This is a genomic window from Pseudorhodoferax soli (genome assembly GCF_003337555.1).
In the GTDB taxonomy this organism is placed as follows: Bacteria; Pseudomonadota; Gammaproteobacteria; order Burkholderiales; family Burkholderiaceae_C; genus Pseudorhodoferax; species Pseudorhodoferax soli.
On the sequence record NZ_QPJK01000006.1, the window covers coordinates 91,250 to 116,299 of the forward strand.

The following is a 25,050-nucleotide window of genomic DNA, read 5'->3' on the forward strand; positions in this document are numbered from 1 at the left end:
GCTTTGGCAAATTGGGCGCTCCTGGGCGCGCAGTCAGAGCTCGGCTGACATGCCAACTTTTGCAGCCCAGAATCCAACGAAGGGCTACGCGGCAAAGTCCCGGTGTCCATCTGTCCGGCCGGGCTGGTTGGCATGACTTCTCGCCACCGAGGTCGCTGCGGCCAGCATCGACGCAGTGAGGTCTGCATCGCATTCAAGTTCGCCGTCAAGCACCCGCTGAACAACATCTGCACATCGTTTTCCGGTCAGGAACTGGGCGGCCTGGACGACAGTTCCCGAACCTAAGCTAGCTCGGATGATGGCATTCGCATCCTTCACCGCCTGGCCGTTCGCAACTGCAAGCACCGCGCGGACGTAGGTCATCGTGCGCTTTCGCTCTGCCTCAAGCTTGCGCTGGGCTGCTTCCGTGTAGGGCAGATAACCCAACAGCGCTGGCTGCAGCTTGTCGGCGAACTGCTGAAAGCAGGCTGGCTCGCTCCCGGAGACAGTTGAGACAGCGACTGGACGCTTCCGAGTCCTGGATGCAACCTCGGCTGCCTCCGTTGCAGAACCGCGGTCGGGCCATGTCAGGAGCGGGACGGTAGACGTTCCAGCGGCAGACCAACGCCCGGTCGCGTTGAGGTACCGGTAGTGCTGAGCACCACCATGACAGTGGGCCTCTAGGGTCGCGGAACCGTGACCCTCCATGTGGAGAACAATGCGCATGGGCGGAAGCTGAGACATACGTCCTCGGGAAGCGCCTTCAGGCTGGGAGAGGAAGAAGAACAGCAATCATGCAGCAGATGCGTAGCGACATCCGCGTCGCATTGCCAAGCGACACTTTGCTCACCCAACGCGCTTCGGGACAACACCTTTTGTTTGCAACCAAGTGCCGGACACGATGCGAGTGTGCCCGCTTCCTTCGAAAATGGGACTTGTTTGTAAGGCGCCGAACCGGGGAGCCGCGGGGACGGCACAGAATTGTTTGTCGAAGCGGTCGCGGAGTCGTACTTTTTGTCCTAGACTAGGATTCTCTTGTCGATATTTGCAACATCTTCAATTTGTTGTCAAGTGCGACTCAAGCGATAAGGTTTCTGGGCTTCGTGAGGGTGAAATCTTGGCGGCGGATGTGCTAGACAGTGAATCTGAGCTGATGGGTTTCAGCGTGGCCGCGTCTATAGCCGCGATGACTGCGCAGGAGCTCAGAGATTTAATGGTTCGTGCCTCTGGTTTGGAAGAAACCTTCTTGGAAGTAACCGGGGCCGCATCGAGCGGAACAGAGGCGAGGCGGGAGGAGGTCTAGGCCCGCAGTGCGTTGTTGCGTTTGGGCACCAGATGCCACGGCGCGACTTGCTCGCACCGTTTTTTACAGCGCGCCTGCTCGGGCTGCTAGTTCTTCCTTCGTTTCGGCAGCCCACGATTCCCTGGTATTCCCTTTCAGGTGGCTCGCCCGACGCCTGCCCGTCCGCGGCCCAGTGCTACCAGAGGCACCTGCTGGCAGGGCACGGGCCGACCGTCGGCTCGTCACGCTTGATTAGACGGCAGTGCCAAAATAATCGCAGACAGAAGCTCCAAGTCAGCACCGCTCCCAGCGAGGTCCAACCCGACGGATTTGAAGTAGCGGGGGTGCTTTAGTTAAGGCGCGACTTCAAAACGTGCGTTCGGTAGAACGTACCTGGTACATGCACTAGGCGCGTCCGCCCGTGGCGAACTTCGTCGACCAGCCCCTCATTTGCGCGGGTCCGAGCTTGGTCGTAACTAATGCCCTTGGCGCAAGCCCAATCCTTCAGCGGCAAAGGTCGTATGACCGATGCCAGGAATTCATTTGATGGCGGGCCCTTGGCGCTGGCACGGCGGTATGCAAGCAAAGCTTCCTTGAAGGGTTCCCATCGCCCCTCGCGACGTAGGATGAGGAACTTCGTGTGCACCAAGCTGGTTTTGCTGTTCGACTGTCCATGGCGCCAAGATAGGCCCGACGCCAACTTCTGCAGAATAAAGTCCACGTCCGTTCGAAGATTTCCGTTACGTCGGCTCGCTTGGGTTTTTACAAGCAAGTGCCCGTAGAGCCACCACTCCTCGTCCGAAAGCGGGGAGGTGAATTCAGCGAACTCGATGTCGGTGAGCCTAGGCCTGTCGTAGCCGACCGGCGCGGCCTTTGTGTGCAGTGCGCTTAATACGAAATTCGTTTCTCCGTCGAACATTTCAGCAGCAAAAGGGCGTTCCAGAGGCTTCAGTTCGCGGACTGTCAGATGGTCGACAATGCGGACATCGCCAACCTTCCTGACCTTCAGCGCAACCGTTAGCAAGGCCGCCGGAGGAATGAGGTCCAGCCGACCGTGCTGGGCGAAGTTGAGAACGCTCGTCCACAGTCGATTCCCGGTTGGGAAAGCTCGCATCCACGTCAGGCGCGCAAGCACCGCCGGACTCGTGGTTACACGCCGAGGCTGGCAGAAGCGCCGAACGACGACAGAAGTCTGTGCCGTACCGTCGTCCTCAATGGACGAGCTTGTAAGGGCGCACAGGCTTTGTAGCCCGCCGTGACTTAAGAGGTAAGGTTCGAGCGAAGCGAGCGTACCGGGCAGCTCCGAAAGAAGCACGAACGCGGGTATCAGATAGGTGAGCGTGCCAACGCGCAGCGCGAAGACTTCATGGTCAGCTCGGGTGTCCGTGACCATGCCGTCGAGACCCATGTACTCGTGCGTATGGCCTCGTTCCAAACTCCTCGCGTCGAAGGTTACGACCTCGCTGTTCCTGCGCGGAGCGCTGCGTCGAAGCTTCTCAAACGCCGAGAGCGACGTGCACGTCCGGTCTCCGTTCGGCATGACGACCGACATAACGAAGCCACCGCCCGGCGCCGGTACAACGCCTTCTATCCAAGCCATTTCTTCCCTCGTTGTTTCGATGGGAAGTGAAGCGAGTGCTTCGAGGCCTAAAACGAGCCCGCTTTGAGCAGTTGTCATCGACCAGCGAGTCAGTCCTAAAGCGCTGACCAACCGAGTCGGTAATTAGGTCGAGCCAGACCTGGCGACGTTTCAATGAGGTCACATCGGAACGCACTGAAGTGCCCAGTGGCAATCTCTAGAGGCTACAGACCCGGCACACTGCAGCACTTGCGACCCTGACTCCGCGATGCGCGGCTGCGCAACAACTTGTGCGCCGAACTCAAGGAACCGGAGGAGGGGGCACGTGTGCCTGCGACGACCCAGCCGGGGACATTCCTTCAGTCAGAACCGTGATTGCCGACGCGCTCGCTGTAAGAAGCCTGCATCGGCGATACGACATTCAATACGACACGGCCGGCTTCTTGTTGGCTGGGCGCTGACCGTCGCAACTGCTGGTCACCCTGCGTAGTCCCGACTCGAAGGAGCGCCTCGAGAAGCCAAAGTCGCAAGGGGATAGCACCATTGCTGTCCCGGTTCGCCGCGTTTGCCAGAAGGCGCGCTGCGACAATGGAAGCGTCCATCCAGCGAGGCATTTTCAAGTTCCGCTGCAATCCGCACCCACGCAGGTACTCGGTCGGAAGATTGTCCTTGAGCGCTTGCGCAAGCCAATCGGCTCCAACGATGCTGCCAGGTTTGCACCAACCGCGCCGAGCGGCAAGCACTCTAAAATAATCTGGTGCGAAGTGTGTGCCTGGTCCCGGGCTGCGTAGCAAGGCCCGGGTCGAGGTCTCCGAGAGCCGCATGACCACGGGATTTGGGGCAGCAGTCAGGACGGGTGTTCCCTTAACTTCGTGGGGAAGAAGGCGCCACGACGACGCAACAAAGTCCGTGCGCAATTCAGTGACGCACAAGTACATGCAATGGCGTTTACATAGCCACGCACCGGGCAAGTGGTGGCATCTATGCCAATAGCTCTCGCCGTAGTTCAGAAGGTCTTCCGAGAGGCAAGCAGCGCAGTACCGTTTGTGGGCGGCGCCGTTCACCGAACGCCGGAGCTTGGCGTTTTCGGTGCTCCCGCTCGACACCAAAAGCTCCAGCTGCGCCGACCATGAGTTGGCCGAACAGCTAGAGGTGGTGTAGGGCAGCATTGTGTGCCGCCAAGCAAGCTCGTGGGGTGAGACGCCGACCCATCGTGCTAGCGCAGGAAGGTACTGAACGGAGAAGTGCGTCAACCGTCCAACATAGGCAACCCCCAGCTCCCGGGCCAAGTCCTTCAGCGAAAGGCAAAAGTGCCTGCCGCAGCGCATCACTGCACTGCTAAGCATTTCGTCCGGATAAGGCCTCGGTGCGGGCAGCATTACCGCCTAAACAATTCGCTCATCGTTGCAGGCTGCGTCGCCGGCGCACGCGCACCAGGCGCGGGCCGTGCGGCTTCCTCAACAGCTCCAGAGGCCGCCATCGACGTGGCGGCTACTCCAGTTGTGGAGGCCTCAATTCGCTTCGTCTGCGGCTGGGCATGCGGATGCCCCTGACCATCCCCGCAGAGGGGTGGCGACTGTGGCGGTGACTGATGCACAACTGCTGAAAGAATGGCAGCTTGCTCATTATTTCTCGACAGATGAATTTCGCTGCCAGTCAAGAGGTCGTCCGTTGGGGAAATTCCAAGCTCAGCGGAAATATCAGAGATGTGTACGATTTTCGCCAAGCTTTTCTTATCCCGCTTCACGATTGCGCGAACAATGTCTGCGACTGCGCCAAACTCAGCATCTCCCACCTCGCGGATTAGCTCCGGGGTAATCATCTCGTCACCATACATTGCGCGGTTCTGGACCGCGGCGTACAGCTTTACCACGAAGTCCGGAACACCTCCTGTGAGCTGATAGAAGAGGTTCTGTAACGCAGGAGTCAGCGGGCACGCATGCTTGGTCCATTGAAATCGCCACAAGATAGTCAAGAACACGTCAAACTCTGACCGTCGATTTCCCACGGCCGACGTTGAAAGTGCAGTCCAGGGACGCATCCCCGAGCCGACCATTCTTCGGAGCTGGCTCATACGCTTGCCCAAAACCTTCTTGAGTTCAGCGGTCCCTGTGAGTAGGAGGGGAACCTGCATTTGATTCGAAGCAGTAATCAGCAGCGTGGAAAGCGGCGACTGACCACCCATGAAGTCCGTTTCATCTGCTTGGGTCTTGGTGTACTTCTTGTTCTGTGCCTCGTCCACAATGATTAGCCCAACCGCGTGAACTTGCAACAGCGCGAATGCAAAGAGGAGTTTCTGTTCTGCATTTCCGCGCGCTTCAATATAAAGCTTCCGGTAGTTCCCTGCCGGGAACTTTTTGTCCAGCGCCGTCAGGATGGCAGTTGCCAGCGTGGCAATGCTGGCGCCGTCATAAGCCATTTCTATCAGTAGAGTTGGAATTTGATACATGTTGTGCTCCGGGTGGTGAATAACCGGAGGATACAAACCCGCAATGGTTTCGAGGGACGTGCTTTTTCCAACGCCGGACATACCTAAGAGCGCAGACGTGAACTGCGCCGCGTTCGCGCTGTCGCGAAGACGTGCGTAGCTCTCGATGTCGGGGGAGTTGTAGACCTCGGCCAATCGACGATTCGCCTCTGGCGTGTGAGGCTCGCGCCCGACATAACCTTCGAGCATCGTAGCGTGCATTGTTTCGGCCAGCTGCAGCACGCGAGGAAGCGGTATAGCAAACCTTTTGAGTTGCTGCAGCTGCTGAACGCGCATCGGCCGGTCAAGCTGGCGATGACTCTCATCGTAATCCGGCAAGAACTCCAAAAGCTTGCGAAGTGCCTTTTCGCTTGGCCACGGCCTCAGCGCCGATATGAGAGGGTTGTTTCGCAGGCGTGCTAGAGGGTGAGGCCAGCTCCCGGCCTTCACGCACGGGAAGGAGTACTCGACGTCGAGCAAAGTAAATTCATTGGTCATCGGATTCCTTTTAAAAGAACTCGTCATAGAGGTCGTCCACTGATTTATCAGCGGAAACAGGCGGTATAGGCGATGCAGGCGCCTCAACGACAACGGTCCACGACACCGGCTTGTCATCAGAAGCTACTGGTCGAGCCGCATCGCCCGCCGCGGGCTCTGGCTCCACGCTCGGTCGGTCGCCTGCGAACGCTGCACGCGAGCGCATAGCTTCTTCCGTGCGCCGCGCCTTGTCTTCCATTTTTCGCAGTACGTTGTCCTGGTCTTTGCGGGAGGCCGAATCGCTGCCGGCCTGTGCCTGGTGCTCCATTAGCTTGGCAATAGCATTGGCCTTTCGCTGCTCGGCGCGCTGTTGTTGGTCAAGTTTTAGTTGTAGGTTGTTGTTGTCGGCAGTTGCGCGGCGCTTCGTTTCAAGGTCCGTCACTGCTTTGGCCTCAATACTAGACATGCCGATAAACTTTCGACTGCCGGGAGTGAGCACCGCGATTTCCATAGGTGAGCTGTCGTCGCCGGTTCGAACATAAATGTAGTCAACCAGTCGACTGTCGTGAGCAATCTGGACCTGGAAAGTCTTTCGCCCAGCCCGAACGAACCATTCTTCTTCGCGGGCTGTTTCGCACGTGTAGTAGCGGTCCTCGTGGCGTATCCCACGAATCGTCACTGTCGCTTTGGTTTGAGGCAGCAGTCTTGTTCTTGCGTAGTCATAGGCGAAGTGAGTCAGATGTCCGGCGCTGCGAGGGTAATCGGTCTCCCATACCTGAATAGGTGACGCCGCCACTCCGTCCAGCACATCGCTGGGATGCATCTCCAGATTTCCATGAATCCGCACATTGTGCGTGTAAATCGCGTCCAGAATCTCCGCCCCAGTTTCATGCAATGTGTAGGCTGCATCTTTATGGTATTGTCCGTTTCGGCGTTGGCCAATTTCGGAAGGAATATCGTATCCCGGTGCATTGTCCTTAATTGGGACGTGAGTAAGTTTAAACGCGCATTCAACTGCACCTTTTTTAGAGGACATGAGCGCGGGTGCATTGCTGACAGTGCATCGCAGACCCTGGATAATTTGGTCGCTTGCAAAGCCAGTAAATTCGGAGCCCCGGTCGCAGAGGATAGTCTGCGGCAGAAGGCCATGGGCTGGCCAAGCATCCTTGTGGTACTCCGCACCCCAGCGCTCACACAGTTGCTGTTTGTCCTCGAAAATCGAGAGGATTGCCTCCATTGCGTTAACCCAAGAGGGCTTAGAAAGGGAGAGGTTAAAACCCACAATAAGGCGAGAGTAGGAGTCAACGACAAGATAAAGAGTGGCCTTGCCGATGACAATCGTGCGATTCAGTGGTGAAACTAGCCACAGGTCTAGGATGGTCGAGTCAATCTCATATTGATGGCCGACACCGACGACGTAGTTAGCGACACTATCCAAATTCTCTTTGTGGTTGTTGTCGTAGTGCGCAGCGCCAAATTTTCGCTTCAGTGCGTCGCTAACCTTGCGCACCTTGCTCAAGGCATACGTCATCTGTCGCTTAGTGGGAAACTGGCCCAGCGGCAGGTGGCGTCGCACCCCGTTTTCGTCCGTGTAGCTGTAGGACTCATTGATGATGGTTCGGTGAATCTTCTCAAGGGTATTGGTTTTGTTCTCTTCGAGTAATTCCAATGCGCGCGCAACCAAACGCTGCTCTTCTTCGAGGAAGAGCAAAAAGGGCTGCTGATAAACGTTTTGGGTTGGCGTGCGGCCTCGGGGCTTCGCGTTCGGTGCGGTCGGTCCTTTCGGCATTCCGTCTACACGACGGCCGCACTTTTCGAAGCCGGGCAGCAAAGCATCGTCGGTCTGGCCGCGCTGCCACCACAGGCGGAGGTTTGCGAGTAGTGCTTCCGCCGATATGCACACCGTTCGGGCGTGGTCCTCGACGAGGCGCCCGCGACCGTCTCGCACAAAAAGTGCCGGGTTACTTTTGCCATTGACATCCACCAGCGCGGCGATGCTCGCCTTCCTTCGATTGCGAATGGCAATAGCAGCGTCGGATGGATTGCCTCTCGGGCGCGCATCCTCCTTGCTCTCTGCATCGAACCATTCCCCGTCGCGGCACTGGGCAACTAGCTTGAGCCATGCGTTCATCCGTGGCAGCGCCTTGGGCGCATTCGTCTCAATGAGAGCGACCCAATTGGAGGCGGCGTCTATTTCCAAGACACGAAACAGTTCACCGTGTTTGTTCACAATGAGTTGATTGCGAGCAGGGGGTCTCATGCGCGCATCTCCTCCGCAAGCTTGAATAGCCGTGCCTCCAATGGGTCTGGAAAAAACAGCACGCCCAACGGCAGTAGAGAGGCTTTGTCTGATTCCAGAGGAATTGCTAGCTGTTTGCGCCAGAGCAGAATCCTGAGGAAGGTCATCGCGCTGCCAGGCTGAAGCTGCTGCTCTGCGTCGAAGGCCGCGCAGTAGCGTGCAATCGTCAGTTGGGGCGGGGATACCGCAATGTCGTCGCGCAGCATCGAGAGGAAGCGTTCTGGCCAGATGTCGAACGCTCCTGGGAACGGCGGCGTTGATGCGCGATGAGGCACCGCTGCTCGAATCCACATGATGGTTTTAGCAACTTGATGACTCACCGACTTCTCTGTCGCCCGCGCGTGAGGCCAACCAAGTTCTTGCGAGGCGCGGGCATGAATGCTTAATTTGTTGCTCACGGTAGCCGTTCGAGCGTCAGACTCTTGCTTGCTGTCAACTGAGCGGCGGAACAGACCTTGCTCGTCAACTACCGTGACAACGCCGTCCAGGGTCATCACCGTCGGCACCTGCGTGTTCGGGTAGCGAGGATGGCGGACTCGCAGGGCTCGTGCCGCTGCGGTGGTCGCTTGACGTGAGAGCGGGTAGTTCTCCCAGAAGTCCACGAACCCGGCGAGGAACTCCGCGACAAGGAACACACGCAGCTCGATGTCGGAGAAAAAGACCATCTGCCGGTCTAGCTTTATGCTGTAGAACCGACTCGCTCGTCCTTTAGAGGACAGGTCGCGAAAGGTGAGCCAGCTTTTGTAGTGGCGGCCCGTTCCCTGGCCGTAACCCTCCCGGATGCGGCTAGCAATGAGTTCCTCTGTCCACTTGGACTTAGGCTTGCGAGCTGCTGCGAGCAGCTTTCGCACAGGAACGGATGTAGGTGCTTGGTACATGGCAAAGGCGATTCCTAAAGTGAGAGACGAAGGGCCACCCGTGGTGGCCCCTGCTCGTTTAGGTACCGTGCTAAAGTCTCTAAAACCGTCCTCCTTTGCGCCGAAAGTCTTACATGTGAGACTTTTGGCTCATTCTTCGCATGAGTGAACATGGCCGTCAAGATGTTGTTCCGTTCAGCTGGCCCGACGCCGCGAGCCGTCTCTTGCGGTCGGAGATGGCGCTGGCCGGGGTCACGTCGGCTGTTCTGGCTCGGCGCATCTCGGAGCTTGGCAGCCGGGAATCCGAGGCTTCAGTAAAGAACAAGATTCACCGCGGGACGTTTTCACTGGCCTTCTTCCTCCAGGCGATGGCTGCTCTGGGAAGGGCGGAGGTGCCTCTTGGCAGGGTCTGGCCGCCAGACACACCCATAGGACAGCAACTGGACCATCCGAACTCCTAGCGGCGCAACAGTGACGCCGTGCGGGCGGCGGTGCGCGCGGAGCGATGGTTGGCTGGCCGCTGGTCAGTTGCTGTTCGAGGTCGCGCGCGGAGAACTCAACAACTCCATGTCGAGCCGTCGCCTGCTTTTCGCCGTAATCGTTTCTGGAAGTTCAGCTTCACTGCCAAAGAGGTTTGACACGCACCGTGCTTAGAAAGCGGCTTATATCGAGGTGCTGGAGCTGCCGATAAAAAGCGAGAATGGTTAAGCTAATGCGGATTGCCGCTAGCAGATTCCGGCTGGATTTTGCAAAATTTATGCAGCCAAAAACCTGAAAATTGCTATTGGGATGCCGCTAAGTCTGCTCTCATCGTCGGTACTCCCGCTGACTATCCCGAGTTGGACAACGGGATTGCCAAGACGACCCGTTTAATCATGAATGGTGCTTAATCGGCCGGCTATGAGCGAATTAGTGCCGCCTCTGTTCCGCCATCTTTTAATCTGAATGGTGGAAATGCCCAGGGGAAGCCTCCTTACATATGGCAACATCTCTGGCTATTTTCCGGTCCCCAGCGTGCAAGCGTTAGTCGCACCGCATGCTTGGCCATTCCATCGATGTTGACGCCACTGCCCAAGCCGATGAACGAAGCTGCCGCTGCTGTCCTTCCCGAGGCTCTTCCCGCTGCTCCCGTCGGTGCCCCTGCCGATGCGCCGGCTGCTGGAACCATAAGCCTCCGCGCTCTTGAACTTTGTCAGTTTCGTAGGTTGGGTAAGGTGTTGGTCGACGTTGACAAGAACACAACCATCCTCGTTGGTGCCAACAACAGCGGCAAGACTTCCGTCCTTGCGGCGCTCCGCCACTTTTTGGCCGATGGCTCCCCATTCGGCGCATTTGACGTCAGCCTCTCTCAATGGCCGGCGCTTCGAGCTCTCAGCAAGGGATGGGAGAGCCTGACTGAAGACCCGACCACCGCGGGTGGGGCCGAGGAGCCATGGGTAGAGCAGCTTGCTCGTCTGCTGTCCACGATGCCGACGTTGGACCTGTGGTTCGATGCGCAAGCCGGCATGTACCACTATGTCGCTCCATTCCTCTCGAAATTTAGTTGGAAGGGCGGCGCAGTTGGCGTACGGCTACGCTTGGAGCCCGCCACCCATGTGGACGAGCTCAAGGACCTGGCCTGGACCTATTGCTTAGCTCGGGCGCCGGTCAAAAACATGGGCGACAAGTCGCTGGCTTGGCCCATCGATTTGTTGGACTTCTGGCTCCGGGAGCCGGGGAAGATGGGGAAGGTTCGGGCGTACAAGTTGGATGCGGAGAACAACCCCATCAGCGGTTCAGCGACTTACGCGAGCAAGCCATTGCCGGAAGGCGCCGCTCCCATCGAGCTCAAGCATTTGAGCAAGCTCATCCGCGTGGACTTTGTCGCAGCACAGCGCGGCTTGGGCGGTGAGGAAGCCGCATCGAAGTCCGCCTCTGGCATGCACCGCGTAGGCTTGTTTTCCAATCAGCTGCTCAAGTTCGCGAGTGAGCATCTGAACGTGGCAAGCACCGGACATGGACACAGGACTGACCTCATCCAGGCGATTGCGGAAGCGCAAGAGGAGCTTGACGAAAAGATTCAGAAGGCAATCGCGCCATCGGTGGCAGAGGTGCAGGAACTCGGATACCCAGGACTGCACGACCCCCAAGAAATTAGGTTTCGCACTCGCATCCAAGCGGCCGACTTGTTGGACCATGGCACTGCTGTGCAGTACAGCATGAAGAAGGAGTCTACAGAGGAGCTGCTTCCCGAGCATTCCATCGGCCTTGGGTACCAAAACCTGCAGTCTCTGAGCTACCAACTTGTTTCCTTCAAGGCCGCAAGGCTCAAGCCGGAGAAGGGCGCACCGGTGCCGGTGCACCTGGTGATGATTGAAGAGCCCGAAGCGCATCTCCATGTGCAAGTGCAACGCATCTTTCCAGGAAAAGCGCACAAGCTTATTAGCCCCTCAGCGAAGGATGCCCCAGGCCTTACAAGTCAGCTTCTCATAAGCACGCATTCCAGCCACCTGGCACACGCGGAAAGCTTTGACCGGCTGCGCTATGTGCGACGTGTTGCTCGGAGCGAGAAGACCGCCATGGCCACGACCGAGGTGGTGAACCTGGGCCAAGTCTTTGGCGACGACGTGGCAACACGAAAGTTTGCTGAGCGCTACTTCCAGGTCCAGCACAGTGACTTGCTGTTCGCGAACGGTGCAGTCTTCGTTGAAGGGGTAGCGGAGCGGATGCTCGTTCCACTGTTCATAGAACGCTACTTCCCCACGTTGGGCAGCCGATACGTGTCGTTCCTCGACATCGGCGGAAGTCACGCCCATCGCCTGAAGCCCTTGATGGAGAAGCTGCGTATCCCGACAGTCATCATCACCGATGTAGACCCAGTTGAGGAGCAGCCCGGGAAACCGACCAAGACTGGTAAGCAAACGACCAAGCGCGTCGCCGTCGCGAATGTAGGGCAGGGCGGCCTGAAGTGCGGCAATCCGACGCTCCGAAACTGGCATCCGAAGCTGGCAGACCTTGAGGAGCTGAAAGCTCCAACGCCCCAGCAGCTGCTTTGGACGGAGACCGCTGAATGTTCGGTTCGCTTTGCATGGCAGCTGCCGGTCGCGCAAGCAGGTGGCGCATGGCCTAGTACGTTTGAAGACTCTCTCGTTCTGTCGAATCTTGATTGGTTTAAGAGCCTCATGAAGGAGGAGGATGACGACGGGAACGAACTAGAGCCGCCCACGGGTGCACTTGGTGCTGTGGCAGCCAGGGTACTGGAAGCGGACTCTGTTCCAGCATTGCTTCAAAGCCTTCACAAGCTGATGCACAAGTCCATGGACAAGGGCGACTTTGCTGCGAGCATCTTCGAGCTGATGTCTACCGGCGCGTCCGTTGAATGCCCGGAGTACGTCGCAAGTGCGCTGAGCTGGCTGCAAGAGCAGTTGGAGCCAGCGAAGGAACCGTTGGCATGAGCGCTGTCCCGGTGTTTGAAGGCAACGAACGCGATGCAGGGGTTGTCGAGGAGATATGCGGGTACCTCACGCAGCAACCGCCCCGCAGCTACTTCCTCTTCGCAGGTGCAGGCTCTGGAAAGACCAGGACATTGGTCGAGGTGCTCCGGCGGCTCACTGGAGTGACTGAGCATGAGAAGGGCGCCGTTCTGGCTTCGCGCTTGCGCATGCACGGGCGCTCCATTCGTGTCGTGACATACACCAAGAACGCCGTAGCCGTCATCAACGGTAGGCTGGGAGTCAACGACCTTGTTCAGGTTTCCACCATTCACTCATTCTGCTGGGAACTAATTGGCGGCTTCGACGACGACATTCGAGAGGCTCTGGTAGCCGTCAAGAGGACCCAGTTGGCAGAGATGGTTGCGAAGGCCGAGAGGAAGAAGAACGGTGTCAGCGATACCGACCGACGCAACTTCGCCGAGGTGGAAGAAGAAATCCAGGGCTACGTGGCGGCGACGACATTCAAGTATCACCCGGACAAGAGCACCCAGGGTCCGGGTGCCATCCAACATCAGCACGTGCTGGACGCAACAGCGTGGCTACTTCATAACAGGCCTACGCTGCGCACAATCCTCCGTGACCGGCACCCCGTCGTTCTTATCGACGAATCCCAGGACACGATGAAGAGCGTGTTGGATGCATTGATGGCGGTCGCGAAGCCGGAAGCGAGCGGGCTTACATTGGGGCTGCTTGGCGACCATCGACAACGTATCTACCACGACGGGCATGAGGACCTGCCCAGCTTGGTTCCGTCGGACTGGGCCACGCCAGAGCTCAGAATGAATCACCGTAGCCAGGCGCGCATCGTCACGCTCATCAACACCATCTGGGCTTCGCAGCTTGAAGGGCGCACGCAGCCAGCCACAGGTGTCGAGCAACACGCGCGCACCGAGAAGACGGGCGGAGTTGTCAGGGTGTTCGTGGGGGCGACGTCGAAGTCGAAGGAAGACAAGGCTTTAGGGGAACGATGGTGTTCCGCCCAGATGAACGCCTTGACAGGTGCTGAGGCGTGGACCTCGGATGCATATCAGCTGCTTGCGCTCGAGCACAAGCTCGTCGCAGTCCGCGGCTCCTTTCCGCAGGTCTTTGAAGCAATGTTGCTCATCGACAAGAACGCGGCCGCGCCGTCCGGGAGTGGTGAGAACACCGGCCCTGCGTCGGTTAGGTTTCTCCTAAACGAGCTCGCCGAGTTGCAAGACTGCTTTTCCGATGACGGGTCGTTCGACGAGTTCGCGGTCACCGAGGTGCTGCGTCGCCACGACCGACTGGCGGTCCTTCCTGCAGACGCAACAGCGCGCGCAGCGCGGATTGACGAACTGATGACTGCCATCGCCGAGTTCGGAGCCCGATGCTCTGACCCCAGTTCGACTGTGGCGCAAGTTATCGCGCCCGTTCTTGCTGCGCGGATGTTTGAGCCGGACTCGCGTCTGCAAGATGCCTTCGATGACGAGTCTGCCCCGCCAGCGCCTCCTGGGAAAGGAGAAGAAGAGACGAAGCAGGCAAGGATGCGGCGTGGATGGTGTGCCCTGTTCGCGGCACCTTGGGTTGAGCTGCGCAAGTACCGACGGTATCTGGCAGGCAACTCTGTCCTGGCAACTCATCAGGTCGTCAAAGGCTCCGAGTTTGAGCATGTCATGGTCGTTATGGACGACGAGGAGGCTGGAGGCTTCTTGATTTCGTACGACAAACTTCTCGGCGGCAAAGACCTGTCTTCCACCGACAAGTCCAACAAAGAACTTGGTAAGGAGACCACCATCGACCGGACGCTTCGACTCTTGTACGTCACGTGCAGTCGCGCGCGCGAATCGTTAGCACTGGTGCTCTGGTCGGCCGACCCGGCCGCGGCGCTGGGCCGAATCAAGGCTAGCGGATGGTTTACTGGCGATGAGATTTGCTCTGTTCCTTGACTGTGCACCGCGGTCGTCGCACGTCAGCCGCCCTACGCGCCACAGCCAGCTTCAGCGCTCTTCGCTGCTTGTTGACCGAGCGCGCAGGAAGGCTTCAACTTCCTCTCGGTTTTTCAGAGCAATTTGCTGCGCCGCAGGCTTCGCGGATTCTTCTAAATCCAACCTAAGGTGCCGGAGCGCATAGAAGAGGAACGCTTGCCTGCACTGAAACTCGACTTGGCCGTCCACCATTCCAAAATCGCACTCGATGGCGCGCTTGTGCGATTCAGACAGCTTCGGATGCGGAATCAGTACGAGCGGAACAATCGTGTGCCATTCCTGGTCTTCAATGGCGTCGGCTGCCGCGGGCTGGAAGCCGTCCACGCGCAGCATGCGGGCGAGGACGAAATCCCTGAAGGCGTTCCGGGTGTGGCAGTACGCTCGCACGTGCCAACGAAAACCGTCGTGCGCCAGTGCGTGCGGAGTAAGCGTCCGAACAGTCGGCTTTGGGCGCGACATCGACTGATAGAGCACGCCGAGAGCAGAACCCTCTCGGATGGCCTGGAGCAGCGCAGTGAGAACGTCCAAGCGAAACGTGCGACCCGGGCTAGGCACTGCTGCGACGGTAGGTGCCCACGCGAGAAAGCTGCCCGGGCCAGGCTGGATACCTGAAACTTGAGCGAGCAGTTCGTTCACATAGCGGTGGGCATCGCTTGTATCGAAACAAGGGCTGAAGTTCGCGGAGGCCATATAGACCCGGGAGCTTCTGTCGTAGGTCAAGTTTGCCGGCGCCAACTCGGTGTATCTGGCAATGTCCAACGAGGCCTGCGGAACCGAGATGCCGAAGAAGTCAGTCAGGTCGCTTCGGTTGAGCCGACCGTCCCAGCGCAGTCGGAAATCGATGAACTCCAGGCGGCGCTCCTGGCTCCACTTGCCAGAAGTGCGCCCAGAGACTTCGGCAGAGGCCGAGGTTGGGCTGGCGCGTTCGTTCATCTCGGTAATTTTCACATAAGAACAAAAACTAGACGAGTATAAAAAGTAGACGTATATTCGCGCTTCAGCTCAGTTTGGAGGCACAAAGTGGCACGCTCTGACGGCAGGCAGATTGATGGAGGTAGTCCGTGAAGGCGCTTCGCGGCGCCGCTGCCCTGCGCAATCTGCGGGAACAGCCGCTCTGGAAGCTGCTTGCGGCGACCAAGGCACCGGCCGTGATTGCGCTGCTGCATTCGCTGTTCATGGAGGCGGACAAGGCGCTTCCGAACTCAGTGCTCATAGAGCGCCTCACACGCGACCTAGATGCGCTGCGCGCGACGGGCGAAGACCTACCTCAACTGCCCCAGGCTTACGTGGCCGAGTGGCTCAACCAGGGATGGCTGACCCGGCGCTTTCCGACCGGAGCAGCTGAAGAGGACTACGAACTCACCGCTGAGGCGCTTACAGCGTTGCGCTTCATCACCGGGCTTTTGACGCCGCGGACCACTGCCACTGAGAGTCGGCTGTCGGTTGTCATCCACCAGCTATCGCGTTTGGCTGAAGAGACCAACACGAACCCTGAAGCACGGTTGGCGTCCCTTCGGGCAGAACGTGACCGCATCGACAAAGCCATTGAAGCGGTACAGCTGGGTGGTGTCAAGACGCTTGCGCCGGACCGGGCTCTAGAGCGGGCCCGCGAGGTAATAGCGCTCGCGCAGGAGCTTGCTGCTGATTTCCGCAGCGTCCGCGATGAGTTCGAGCGGCTCAACCGTGGCCTTCGGCAAAGCCTGATGGAGAACGAAGGTAGCCGCGGCGACGTGCTCGAGCAGCTCTTTGCCGGCGTGGACCTCATCGGCGAAAGTGACGCCGGTCGGACGTTCAATGCGTTCTGGCGCATGCTGACAGACAGTGAGCAAGCTGCGACCCTTCGCGAATCCCTTGACGAGGTGACGGGGCGACCGTTCGCGCGTCAGTTGGAATCGCACGAACGCAAGTTCCTGCTCGGCCTCACCGGAGGATTGCTCAACGAGGGGCGTGGCGTGCACGACGTACTGCAGCACTTCGCTCGCAGCCTGAAGAGCTTTGTTCAGAGCCGCGAGTTCCTTGAGCACCGTCGCTTACACGGCTTGTTGAAGGACGCTACGCAGGCAGCGCTTGGTGCGAAGGCGCTGGTGCGGCCGAACGAGCAGGTTGGGTTCGAGTTGATGCAGTCGAGTAGCCGCATCCGGTCTGTCTCGCAGTGGGGGCTTTACGACCCGGCCCAACGCGTGACCGACTCGTCAATGCAGGCCGCCGAGCCTTCCGAGTTAGACCTGGAGGCTGTAAGCGAGTTGGTTCGACAGTCTGAAATTGACCTCCGTTCGCTCAAAGCAAACCTGAGGACCATTCTCGAGCGTCAGTCCCAAGTGACCATTGCTCAGGTTCTCGCGGAGTACCCGGCGGAGCAGGGCCTTGGCAGCGTCGTCGGTTACGTGGCCCTGGGCGCCAAACATGGCGAGGTGACGAATGATGTCGAGGTTGTCTCGTGGACCGGCGGTGACCTGACCCAGCGTCGCGCCAAGGTGCCGACCATTTTCTTCATGAGGGAGCGGTATGTTGAACTCGTCGACTGAGCCTATGGAAGAGCCTTATGCCGAGGAGCAGCTTCCTGAAGCTGCCGCGACGGACGTGGCAACGTTCCGTGGCGATACCGGCGGACTTCCACTCGACACTCGGCGCGTCCTCGTTCAACTGCTCCTGGGGCCTTCCGTGGACGCTCGCCGGCAGTCCAAGCTATGGCCAGTCCTACTGCGCGATGAAGCAGTGATTCGGTCGCGCATGCATGACCTGTTCCTCGAAGTTGTCATAGACCACGAGCAGCGTGTGGCGTTCACGCGCCAAGTCGTTTCCGAGGACCTGGACGTCCCAATCCTGCTGCGCAAGTCGTCGCTTACGTATATTGAGACGGCTCTGCTTCTGTTCCTGCGTCAGCGGCTGACCCAGGCCGACGCGCAGGGCGACCGCGCGGTCGTTGCTCTTGATGAGATGCAGCAACACCTCTCCGTTTTCGAACGGGATGGCAACGCTGACCACGCAAAATTCGAGCGGCAAATTGTGAACGCCGTCGACAAGGCGAAGAAGTTGAGCTTGCTTCAGTCCATTCGCGGCTCCAGCGAGCGGTACGAGGTGTCCCCAACCCTCAAGCTGCTTTTCTCGGCCGAAGAAATCCAGGACCTCATGCGAACCTACGCTGCACTGACGTCGAAGCCAGCGGCCGCAGTTGGCGACGATGTGGCGGAGGGCGAAGAACAAGCTGACCTTGGCGACAACGAAGACGGGGAGGAAGCGCTGTGAATCCTTTTGGCCAGACCGCCTTGCTAGAGGGCGGAAGTGACCAGTTCCGACTCACCCGCATACAGACGTTCAACTGGGGTACCTTCTCCAACGTCTTCGACTTCCGTATCCCCAAGCAGGGCTACCTCTTTGTCGGACCCTCTGGTTCGGGGAAGTCCACGGTACTGGATGCGCACGCGGCACTCCTAACCCCACCTAAGTGGGTCGATTTCAACGTGGCCGCCCGTGAAGCAGAGCGGCATGGACGTGACCGCAACGTCATGACCTACTTGCGAGGAGCATGGGCACAACAAACTGGCGATGGGGGCGAGTACGTGTCGCAATACCTGCGCAGCGGCACAACTTGGTCGGCCATCGCGGAAACTTATGCAGATGAGATGGGCCGCGTGGTGGTTCTTGCCCAGGTTCTGTGGGTGAAGGGAAACTCAACGGCACCGGGAGATGCTAAGCGGCTGTACCTAACCATCGAGCGCGAGTTCGATGTTCAGGAACTGGAGTTCTTCGCGAAGAGCGAGTTCGATACGCGTCGGTTCAAACACGACCTGGCGGACGCTAAGGTCCACACCGAGTTCAGCGCCTACCAAGAGCGCTTTCGCCGGCTGCTGGGCGTCGATAACGAGCGTGCGCTTCGGCTCCTTCACAAGACTCAGTCGGCCAAGAATCTAGGCGACCTCAACGCGTTTCTGCGCGACTTCATGCTCGACGAGCCGGAGACGTTCAGCATCGCCGCAAGCCTGGTCAATGAGTTCGGCGAACTGAATGAGGCTCACCAGGAAGTGGTGGCGGCTCGCAAGCAAATTCAAACGCTCAAGCCCGCCCGTGACGAGCATGTCGAGCTGGACCGTTGCAACTTCGAGCGCAATGGCCTGCAATCAATCCAGACCGTCACTGAACAGTATCGGGAGTTTCGGCGCAAGGCCCTGGTCGACGAGCGGATTGCCGAGCTGGAGGTGGAGAGCGAGGGGTCTCGCCAGGAGATGCTGAGGCTCTCTGAAATTGCCGAGGACCAGTTCCAGAAGCTCACAGACCTGCAGCGCCAGAAGCTCAGCATGGGGGCTGATGTACTCGACCGTCTTGAGAAGGACATCAAGGAGGCTGAGGCTGAGAAACCCGCTCGGATGCTGAAGCGCGACCAGGCCGCCGCAGCCTGCAAGGCAATGGGCTGGGCGTTGCCTGACAGCGTTGTCTGGTTCGTGCAGCGCGTAGATGCCGCGAAGCAGCGTGTTCTGAAGTCGCGCGAGCTGAGGAACGAGCTCGATGCACGAAAGGACGAGCTCAAGGTAGAGAAGTTGAAGGTCACCGAGGCCTTCACCAAGACGGTCGCAGAGGTCAAGGCTCTCGAACGTCAGGACTCGAACCTGCCATCGCGGCTGGTGAACCTGCGAGAGCGCATGGCGCGTGACCTCTCCATCCCGGAAGAGAAGCTTCCCTTCGTCGGTGAACTCGTGGAGGTACGCTCCGATGCGGCCGAGTGGCAAGGAGCTATTGAGCGCGTACTCGGCGGCTTCGCGCGCGCCATCCTCGTGGATGACAAGCACTATTCTGCGGTCTCAGGCTACTTGAATGAGCGCAACATCGGCGAACGGCTGGTGTACTTTCGGACCATCCAACAAGCCTCTGGTCGTACGCCAGGCCTGAACTCGCTAGTCCGCAAGCTGAACCTGGTCTCCGGGCCGTTCGGAGATTGGGTTCGCGAGGAGCTGAAGCACGCGTTCGACCTTGAATGCGCGGACACCATGCAAGCGTTCCGCAATGCCTCTCGCGCTGTGACGCGCGAGGGATTGGTAAAACACAGCACAACGCGGCACGAAAAGAACGACCGGTACAACGTGAACGACCGAAGTCAGTGGGTCTTGGGATTTGACAACAAGGAAAAGCTCTCCCTGTACAAGAACCGGGCGGCAGACTTGGGGCAGCGCATCACCGAACTAGATGCGGCGCTGAAGGAAATCGGCGGGGAAGAAGACCAGCAACAAGAGCAATTGTTGCACTGCCAGAATCTGTCGAACCTCACTTGGAACGACGTTGATGTCGGCGCGCTGCTCACCCGTATTGCTGAGCTGACGAAGCGCCTGCAGGAGGAACGAGACAAGCGCCCAGACCTGGCGGCTCTGGATGGTCGAATCAAGAAGCAGGACGAGGCGCACCGAGGTGCTGTTGACACGAGAAACAAAGAGGACGTGAGGGGGCAGGGGCTCGCCAAGGACATTGCTGTCCTACAGGGCAAGCTCTCCGAACTGGCACGCTTGTGGCCGACCTCTGACCGGGCGCCTGCGTTTGCGGAGCAAATCTCGGCCAGGTACGCGGTAACTGGGAAGGAGGTCACTCTCGAGAGCGTTGACCAAGTCCACGCCCAGGTGGACCGCGGTATTAGCAACGAGCTGCGCGTTCTCGATACGCGCTCGACGGAGCTGAAGAGCTCCATCGTTCAGCGGTTCGTCGACTTTAACCGGTTGTGGCCGGCAGTGGCCGGCGGCTTGGACGCCACGTTGGCCAGCGCCGATGACTACCTCGCCAAGCTGAAGCGGCTGGAGGACGACAACCTTCCTGCTTATGAGGACCGTTTCTTTAGCCTGCTGCGCGAGCAGAGTGACCAGAACCTGACCCTGCTGGCAACGAAGTTGGACGAAGAGAAGTCTGCGATTCGTTCGCGCATGGAGCTGGTGAACGAAAGTCTTGAAACGGCACCGTTCAACGTTGGGACGCACCTCATTATTGAGACTACGGACAAGTCGCTGGAGGACGTGCGGATGTTTCGCGCAAGTCTGAAGGAGTCTCTCAGCCACTCGTTCTCCAACGACCGCGACCTCGCCGAGGAGCGCTTCAAGACGTTGGCCGCATTGGTCAAGCGACTTGCGAGCCAGGAGACCGTCGACAAGAACTGGCGCCATCTCGTGCTCGACGTCAGGCAGCATGTTGATTTTGTCGCGCGCGAGCTGGACGCGGATGACGTCGAGGTGGAGGTGTACCGCAGCGGGGCTGGTAAGTCGGGCGGGCAGCGCCAGAAACTGGCGGCAACGTGCTTGGCGGCCGCGCTGCGCTACCAGCTGGGCGGTCAAGACCGAGCACTGCCGAGCTACTCGACCGTGGTTCTTGACGAGGCTTTTGACAAGGCAGACTCCGAATTCACGTCGATGGCGATGAACATCTTCAAGACCTTCGGCTTCCAGATGATTGTCGCAACACCTTTGAAGTCGGTGATGACGCTTGAGCCCTTCATTGGCGGGGCGTGCTTCGTCCACATCAAGGACCGCAAGAAATCGGCTGTCATTCCTATCGAGTACGACAGCCAGAACCAGCGGCTGAAGCTGACCCAAGACATGCGGAATGCCGAAGAAGCTGCTGCCTCCTGAAGCTGCGCGGGACTTCCTAGTTCGACGCTTTGGCAATCAACACGACAACTGGTTGGTGGGGGAGGGAACTTGGCCACTGCTGGTCGGCTTGGGGCCTCCGACAGAAAGAGACATCGCGGAGGATTCTGCTGCTGTCAGGGAGTGGGCAACGGCTTGGCAAGGCTGGACAGGACCAGGTGATGTCGTGTTCGAGAACCGTCAGTTCCCTCGAATGGGTAGGCAGCGCCTTCCGGTCAGCTTAAGCATGCCGGACGCTGCTGCTGTTGCACGGTGCATCGGGCAGCTGCAGCGCTGGGAGACGGCCACGCACCGCTTTTGGCGAGTGCGGGCGCGGTGGTCTGCCATGGAGCCGCGAACTCTTGCGGCGCGCTTTGACGTGCTCGCGGACTACTCAGCTGCGGACTTCGAGCGGTTGGTGTCCCTACTTGAATGGTTTGAAGCGAACCCGGCGTCGGGGCTGTACCTTCGCCAGTTGCCCGTTGAGGGACTGGACACGAAATGGCTCGAGAAGCGAACGGGGTTGGTTGCGGGCCTTCTTCGGTCGCTGCGTGAGGTCAGCGATGATGAAGGTGACTTCTACCGCATGTTCGGGTTGCGCAAGCCGGCACATCGGGTCCGTGTGAGGGTTCTCTGCCCGGCAATGCGTCGAGTTGCAGGTGGTCTTGGCGACATCGAAGCACCGGCGGGCGAACTTGCTGCGCTGCCGATAGAGCCGCTGGCCGTGCTCATCGTCGAGAACCTGGAAACTGGTCTTGCTTTGCCCGACCTTGCGGGCACGGTAGCGGTTATGCGGCTTGGGAACGCGGTCGGCGTCGTCCGGGCGCTTCCCTGGGTCATCGGAGCGAAGGCGGTGATGTACTGGGGCGATATGGACACCCACGGATTTGCCATTCTGGACCGTGCGCGTCGTGCCGTTCCGCATCTTCAGTCGGTACTGATGGACGAGAAGACTCTGCTGTCTCACCGACATCTGTGGGTCCAGGAATCCGCGCAATGCGCTGACCTGCCCATGGATGCGCTGACCACAGAGGAGCGGGCGGTGTACCAAGCGTTGAGAGCAGATGCGTGGGGACCGCGCGTGAGGTTGGAGCAGGAGCGCCTAGGGTGGGCTGAGGCAATGACTGTGCTGAGGCTTGCTCTAAATAGAAATGTCTCCAATTGAGCAAGGCGAGGGCTTGTGTCAGGCAACTGATGCAGCGTCCTTCGAGCTCAAGCGCCCTTGGTTGGAGCCGGTCGTTTGATGCGCCTGATGGAGGTGCAGCGCCGCCAGAACAGGTCACGAACATCCGCCTAGGTGAGTATCTGCGGGTGTTCAAGTACTAAGAAACCTCGTGCCAGAGCTTTCCTTCCGGACGTCGGTCGAGTTCGCTTTCTAACTCGGTCACAATGTAGCGCGCCAGTGGATTCTTGAAAAGTTCTCGAGCACTCTCATTGAAGAATCCGTTCGGCATGGAGGACGACAGGCCTGCTCGACTGAGCTTTACGTCCTCGTCGAGAGCGATGGTGGCGCGAATGCAATAGATACTGAGGGTTCTAACGATTGCATCCACAGAATGGTCTTCTGATGTCTTCAGCAGACGATAGATGACACTATTCGGCACAACATGTTCATGTCGGAGGTTAGCACGGCAGAAGGCTTGGTACTTTGCTGCAGTCGATAAAGAACCGGGGTTAATGGCCTTGTGGCGGCGAATCAACTCGGCGGCCCTCCTTGACCTGTAGTGCGTGCAGTTGTGCCAATGGTTGGATTCACTGGCTTGCCGTATCAGCATTCCGACGGAGGCTTTGAGGAGTTCGCTTCCAAGCAAACCGGATGTAGCTAGCACGGAGAGCGCGCGAGCCGTTTCATAGATGCGAAGTTGATAGCTCCCAGGCTCCAGAGTTGAATGTGCAGGATGGCCAGACTCCTGGTCTTCATAGTCCAAATCACCAGCAAGCTCGTCTATTGGACCTTCTGCAGGCGGGAGGATGCTGGCCAAGTCCTCATCCGAACCGGTAATCTTCCAGAAGCTGGGAGAGGTCTCGACGACCACCAAACGATGTTCTTTGCGGAGGTGTGTGACATGCCCTCGCCAGCTAACGCGAACCTCAGAAAGCTCGTCTTCAGTGGCACCCTGCAGAAGCCTACGGTCAAGTTCGGCTGCGCGACCGCGATGCCTAAGCCACGTCGTGTCCGCATCAAGTTGCCTAAGGAGTTCCTTCGTTGCCGCTTGGTCTTCGATGGTGTGTTTGGTCATTTCTCACGAGGTACTGGTTAGAGTCTGGAATCGCGCGGCTGAGCGATGTTGACTATGGAGTTGGGTCGTGGTCAGAGCAGGCGAGTGGAAACCTGCAAGATGCGCATTTTCGCGTTCGATTCATTCATCGCCCAACCATTCGCTGTCGTCGAGAAGCAGGCGGCTGAGCGACCTGGGCGCCAATGGCCGAGGTGTTTGCCAGCCCGCATCATTTGTGCCGGTATGCGCCCAAAGCATGTCTACCGCGCCTCGTTGGGCTGCAACGCGCCATGCCTTGCCTCCTCAGGTGGCACTGTCAGCGGGTTAACCACGCATCAAGAATGGCGCCGAGTCGGACGAAGCCAGCCCCATTGACGCTGGCGTCTCCCACGACGCCGACATTGTGAGCGTCAATGAATTGCTTGGTCTCAAGCTCTGCAACTGTGTTTCGGCCCGGTAGCAGGAGGAGGCACGCCCTGGGACGCACCTGCCCCAGGCGCAAAGCATCGTGGTAGATGTGCGCGGAGGCCATTGCATCCAATATGTTCTCGCGGCCGCTTCGCCACTTTGCGTCCAGCACGAGGAACTCTTCGAAGTTTCCTCTACCTAAAACGAGAACGATGTCTGGCCGGCGCTCTCTCGAAATGCTCCAACCTGACCTGTTACCACGTGCCTTCAAGGCGGGGAAGCTTGCCTGGAACAAAACCTCAAGTTCCGCTTCATCGCCGAGTTCGAAGGAAGTTGCCCGCTCCGCTGAGACGGACTGTGCGACTGTGGAGATACCGACTGCGCCTGTGAGCGTGGACACTACTTTCAACACCTGCAGGTAGCACCAGGTCTCATAGATTCCCCAGGATGGCGCTACATGAAGTTGGTCATCCAGGTCGCGGCCCTCGACTGCTAACGACAACGACCTGCAGCCAATGCGGTAGGCACGGCCGTAGTTCGGCTGTGCCGCAATCTGGGTTAGCCCTGCTGCGGACGTCTCGCCGCTTGCTACCTCACTGAACAGCGGCCCAAACTGCAGTTTATGAGCTCTCCTGTCTAGGTGTCCGAGGTCCTCCAGTCGCCGCTCCATGCGGAGAACTTGCTCTTCTGGAGGACTTCCAAGCTTTAACTCTCTGACCTTGGCTTGGATTGAGGAGAGCGCCGCCCTGAACCTACGCAAGAGCGCGAGCATCGCCCGATTTGCAGGGGTGTCGAAGGTAGGCGTGGAAGTTTGACTGCTGACCTGCAACGAGTCCATCGCATCCGAGGTGGGTGCAATGCCGCTGGCCATCGCGGCAAGCCTGCGGTCGTGAAGCGCCGAATGATGCAGCCGCCGAACCCTCGAGAGGGGCAAGACCTTCGCTTCTGCCGCGAGCGAGCGATGAGGAGACCTGGCGATGGCCTCTACAGCATCCAAGAACACCGGGCCGTGCTCCCTAAGCCTGGTCAGCAAGATGTCGTGAGCAAGTTTGCCAGGATTGCCTGAGTGTCCAAACCCCATCGATGCAGCGGACACACCGCCAAGCAAGCCTTGGTCGAAGCGCCGGATATCAGCCACCATGTCGTCAAACTCCGCCTGCCCGGCCTTAGATGGGCTCGGGCTGACGTCTAGGAAGTACCTGGTGCGCTGTTCCGCGGGAAGGACAATGTCCACCGCAACGCGTCCAGCATAGAAGCTGGGTCTCCACTTCAGCAATGAGGTCGACTCGCGGCGGAGTTCCACGTCGTCGACAAAGACGCGCGCTTCGGGCCTGGCTCCGGTGCTGAGTAGGTAGTCGGTGTCTTCAGTAAGGCCCGTCACTATCTCGCCGGGCGACAGCTCCGTCCACCCATCGCCAGGCACCTCAATTGCTTTGCGAAAGCTGAGCATTGCTTGGCCCCACCAGGC

Annotated in this window: 16 protein-coding genes; 7 read left to right on the forward strand and 9 right to left on the reverse strand. The window is 58.9% G+C overall.

Annotation, left to right across the window (positions count from 1 at the left end; all coding sequences use genetic code 11):
- Positions 1 to 84: 84 nt before the first annotated feature.
- The 6 genes from DES41_RS37875 to DES41_RS21070 form a co-directional block, all read right to left on the reverse strand.
- Positions 85 to 363 carry a hypothetical protein gene (locus tag DES41_RS37875; RefSeq protein WP_147282910.1) on the reverse strand — a complete coding sequence of 93 codons (279 nt, stop codon included), beginning with the start codon at positions 361 to 363 and terminating at the stop codon, positions 85 to 87.
- 1,247 nt (positions 364 to 1,610) lie between these two features.
- The gene (locus DES41_RS21050) at positions 1,611 to 2,669 is read right to left on the reverse strand and encodes a hypothetical protein (protein WP_170168245.1); all 1,059 of its coding nucleotides are present in this window, start codon (positions 2,667 to 2,669) and stop codon (positions 1,611 to 1,613) included.
- A 530-nt stretch (positions 2,670 to 3,199) separates the two neighbouring features.
- Positions 3,200 to 4,219, reverse strand: coding sequence for a TniQ family protein (locus DES41_RS39840; protein WP_114469635.1), 1,020 nt, complete (start codon positions 4,217 to 4,219; stop codon positions 3,200 to 3,202).
- On the reverse strand, positions 4,219 to 5,805 hold the full coding sequence (locus DES41_RS21060) for an ATP-binding protein (protein WP_170168246.1): 1,587 nt from the start codon (positions 5,803 to 5,805) through the stop codon (positions 4,219 to 4,221). The genes DES41_RS39840 and DES41_RS21060 overlap by 1 nt, the downstream gene beginning before the upstream one ends.
- Positions 5,806 to 5,815: 10 nt before the next feature.
- Positions 5,816 to 8,044, reverse strand: a complete 2,229-nt coding sequence (locus DES41_RS21065; protein ID WP_114469637.1) for a DDE-type integrase/transposase/recombinase — start codon at positions 8,042 to 8,044, stop codon at positions 5,816 to 5,818.
- On the reverse strand, positions 8,041 to 8,961 hold the full coding sequence (locus DES41_RS21070) for a PDDEXK family nuclease (protein ID WP_114469638.1): 921 nt from the start codon (positions 8,959 to 8,961) through the stop codon (positions 8,041 to 8,043). Before DES41_RS21070 ends, DES41_RS21065 begins: the two co-directional genes overlap by 4 nt.
- A 140-nt stretch (positions 8,962 to 9,101) precedes the next feature.
- On the opposite strand from DES41_RS21070, the gene DES41_RS39160 reads away from it, so the two are divergent.
- The 3 genes from DES41_RS39160 to DES41_RS21085 all read left to right on the forward strand — a co-directional run bounded on the left by DES41_RS39160 (position 9,102) and on the right by DES41_RS21085 (position 14,320).
- Positions 9,102 to 9,401 (forward strand): DUF6471 domain-containing protein, encoded by a 300-nt coding sequence (locus tag DES41_RS39160; protein ID WP_281277222.1) that lies wholly within the window; start codon positions 9,102 to 9,104, stop codon positions 9,399 to 9,401.
- Between the two features lie 618 nt (positions 9,402 to 10,019).
- On the forward strand, positions 10,020 to 12,374 hold the full coding sequence (locus tag DES41_RS21080; protein WP_211333030.1) for an AAA family ATPase: 2,355 nt from the start codon (positions 10,020 to 10,022) through the stop codon (positions 12,372 to 12,374).
- Positions 12,371 to 14,320, forward strand: coding sequence for a UvrD-helicase domain-containing protein (locus DES41_RS21085; RefSeq protein ID WP_114469640.1), 1,950 nt, complete (start codon positions 12,371 to 12,373; stop codon positions 14,318 to 14,320). Before DES41_RS21080 ends, DES41_RS21085 begins: the two co-directional genes overlap by 4 nt.
- Positions 14,321 to 14,371: 51 nt before the next feature.
- Here the strand turns inward: DES41_RS21085 and DES41_RS21090 are convergent, their stop codons facing one another.
- Positions 14,372 to 15,292 carry a helix-turn-helix transcriptional regulator gene (locus DES41_RS21090; protein ID WP_114469641.1) on the reverse strand — a complete coding sequence of 307 codons (921 nt, stop codon included), beginning with the start codon at positions 15,290 to 15,292 and terminating at the stop codon, positions 14,372 to 14,374.
- 128 nt (positions 15,293 to 15,420) lie between these two features.
- Here DES41_RS21090 and DES41_RS21095 point away from each other — a divergent pair, with 128 nt between their 5' ends.
- From DES41_RS21095 to DES41_RS21110, 4 genes are read left to right on the forward strand one after another with little or no spacing between them, the layout of a single operon-like run.
- Positions 15,421 to 16,884, forward strand: a complete 1,464-nt coding sequence (locus DES41_RS21095) for a DUF3375 domain-containing protein (protein WP_114469642.1) — start codon at positions 15,421 to 15,423, stop codon at positions 16,882 to 16,884.
- Positions 16,885 to 16,888: 4 nt separating this feature from the next.
- Positions 16,889 to 17,605 carry a DUF4194 domain-containing protein gene (locus DES41_RS21100; protein ID WP_114469643.1) on the forward strand — a complete coding sequence of 239 codons (717 nt, stop codon included), beginning with the start codon at positions 16,889 to 16,891 and terminating at the stop codon, positions 17,603 to 17,605.
- Positions 17,602 to 20,958, forward strand: coding sequence for an ATP-binding protein (locus DES41_RS21105; RefSeq protein WP_211333032.1), 3,357 nt, complete (start codon positions 17,602 to 17,604; stop codon positions 20,956 to 20,958). The genes DES41_RS21100 and DES41_RS21105 overlap by 4 nt, the downstream gene beginning before the upstream one ends.
- Positions 20,933 to 22,120, forward strand: a complete 1,188-nt coding sequence (locus DES41_RS21110) for a Wadjet anti-phage system protein JetD domain-containing protein (RefSeq protein WP_114469644.1) — start codon at positions 20,933 to 20,935, stop codon at positions 22,118 to 22,120. Before DES41_RS21105 ends, DES41_RS21110 begins: the two co-directional genes overlap by 26 nt.
- A gap of 157 nt (positions 22,121 to 22,277) precedes the next feature.
- Here DES41_RS21110 and DES41_RS37880 read toward each other — a convergent pair whose 3' ends face one another.
- Positions 22,278 to 23,195 (reverse strand): hypothetical protein, encoded by a 918-nt coding sequence (locus DES41_RS37880; protein WP_147282912.1) that lies wholly within the window; start codon positions 23,193 to 23,195, stop codon positions 22,278 to 22,280.
- A gap of 295 nt (positions 23,196 to 23,490) precedes the next feature.
- Positions 23,491 to 25,032 carry a DUF2357 domain-containing protein gene (locus tag DES41_RS21120; RefSeq protein WP_114469646.1) on the reverse strand — a complete coding sequence of 514 codons (1,542 nt, stop codon included), beginning with the start codon at positions 25,030 to 25,032 and terminating at the stop codon, positions 23,491 to 23,493.
- Between the last annotated feature and the right edge of the window lie 18 nt (positions 25,033 to 25,050).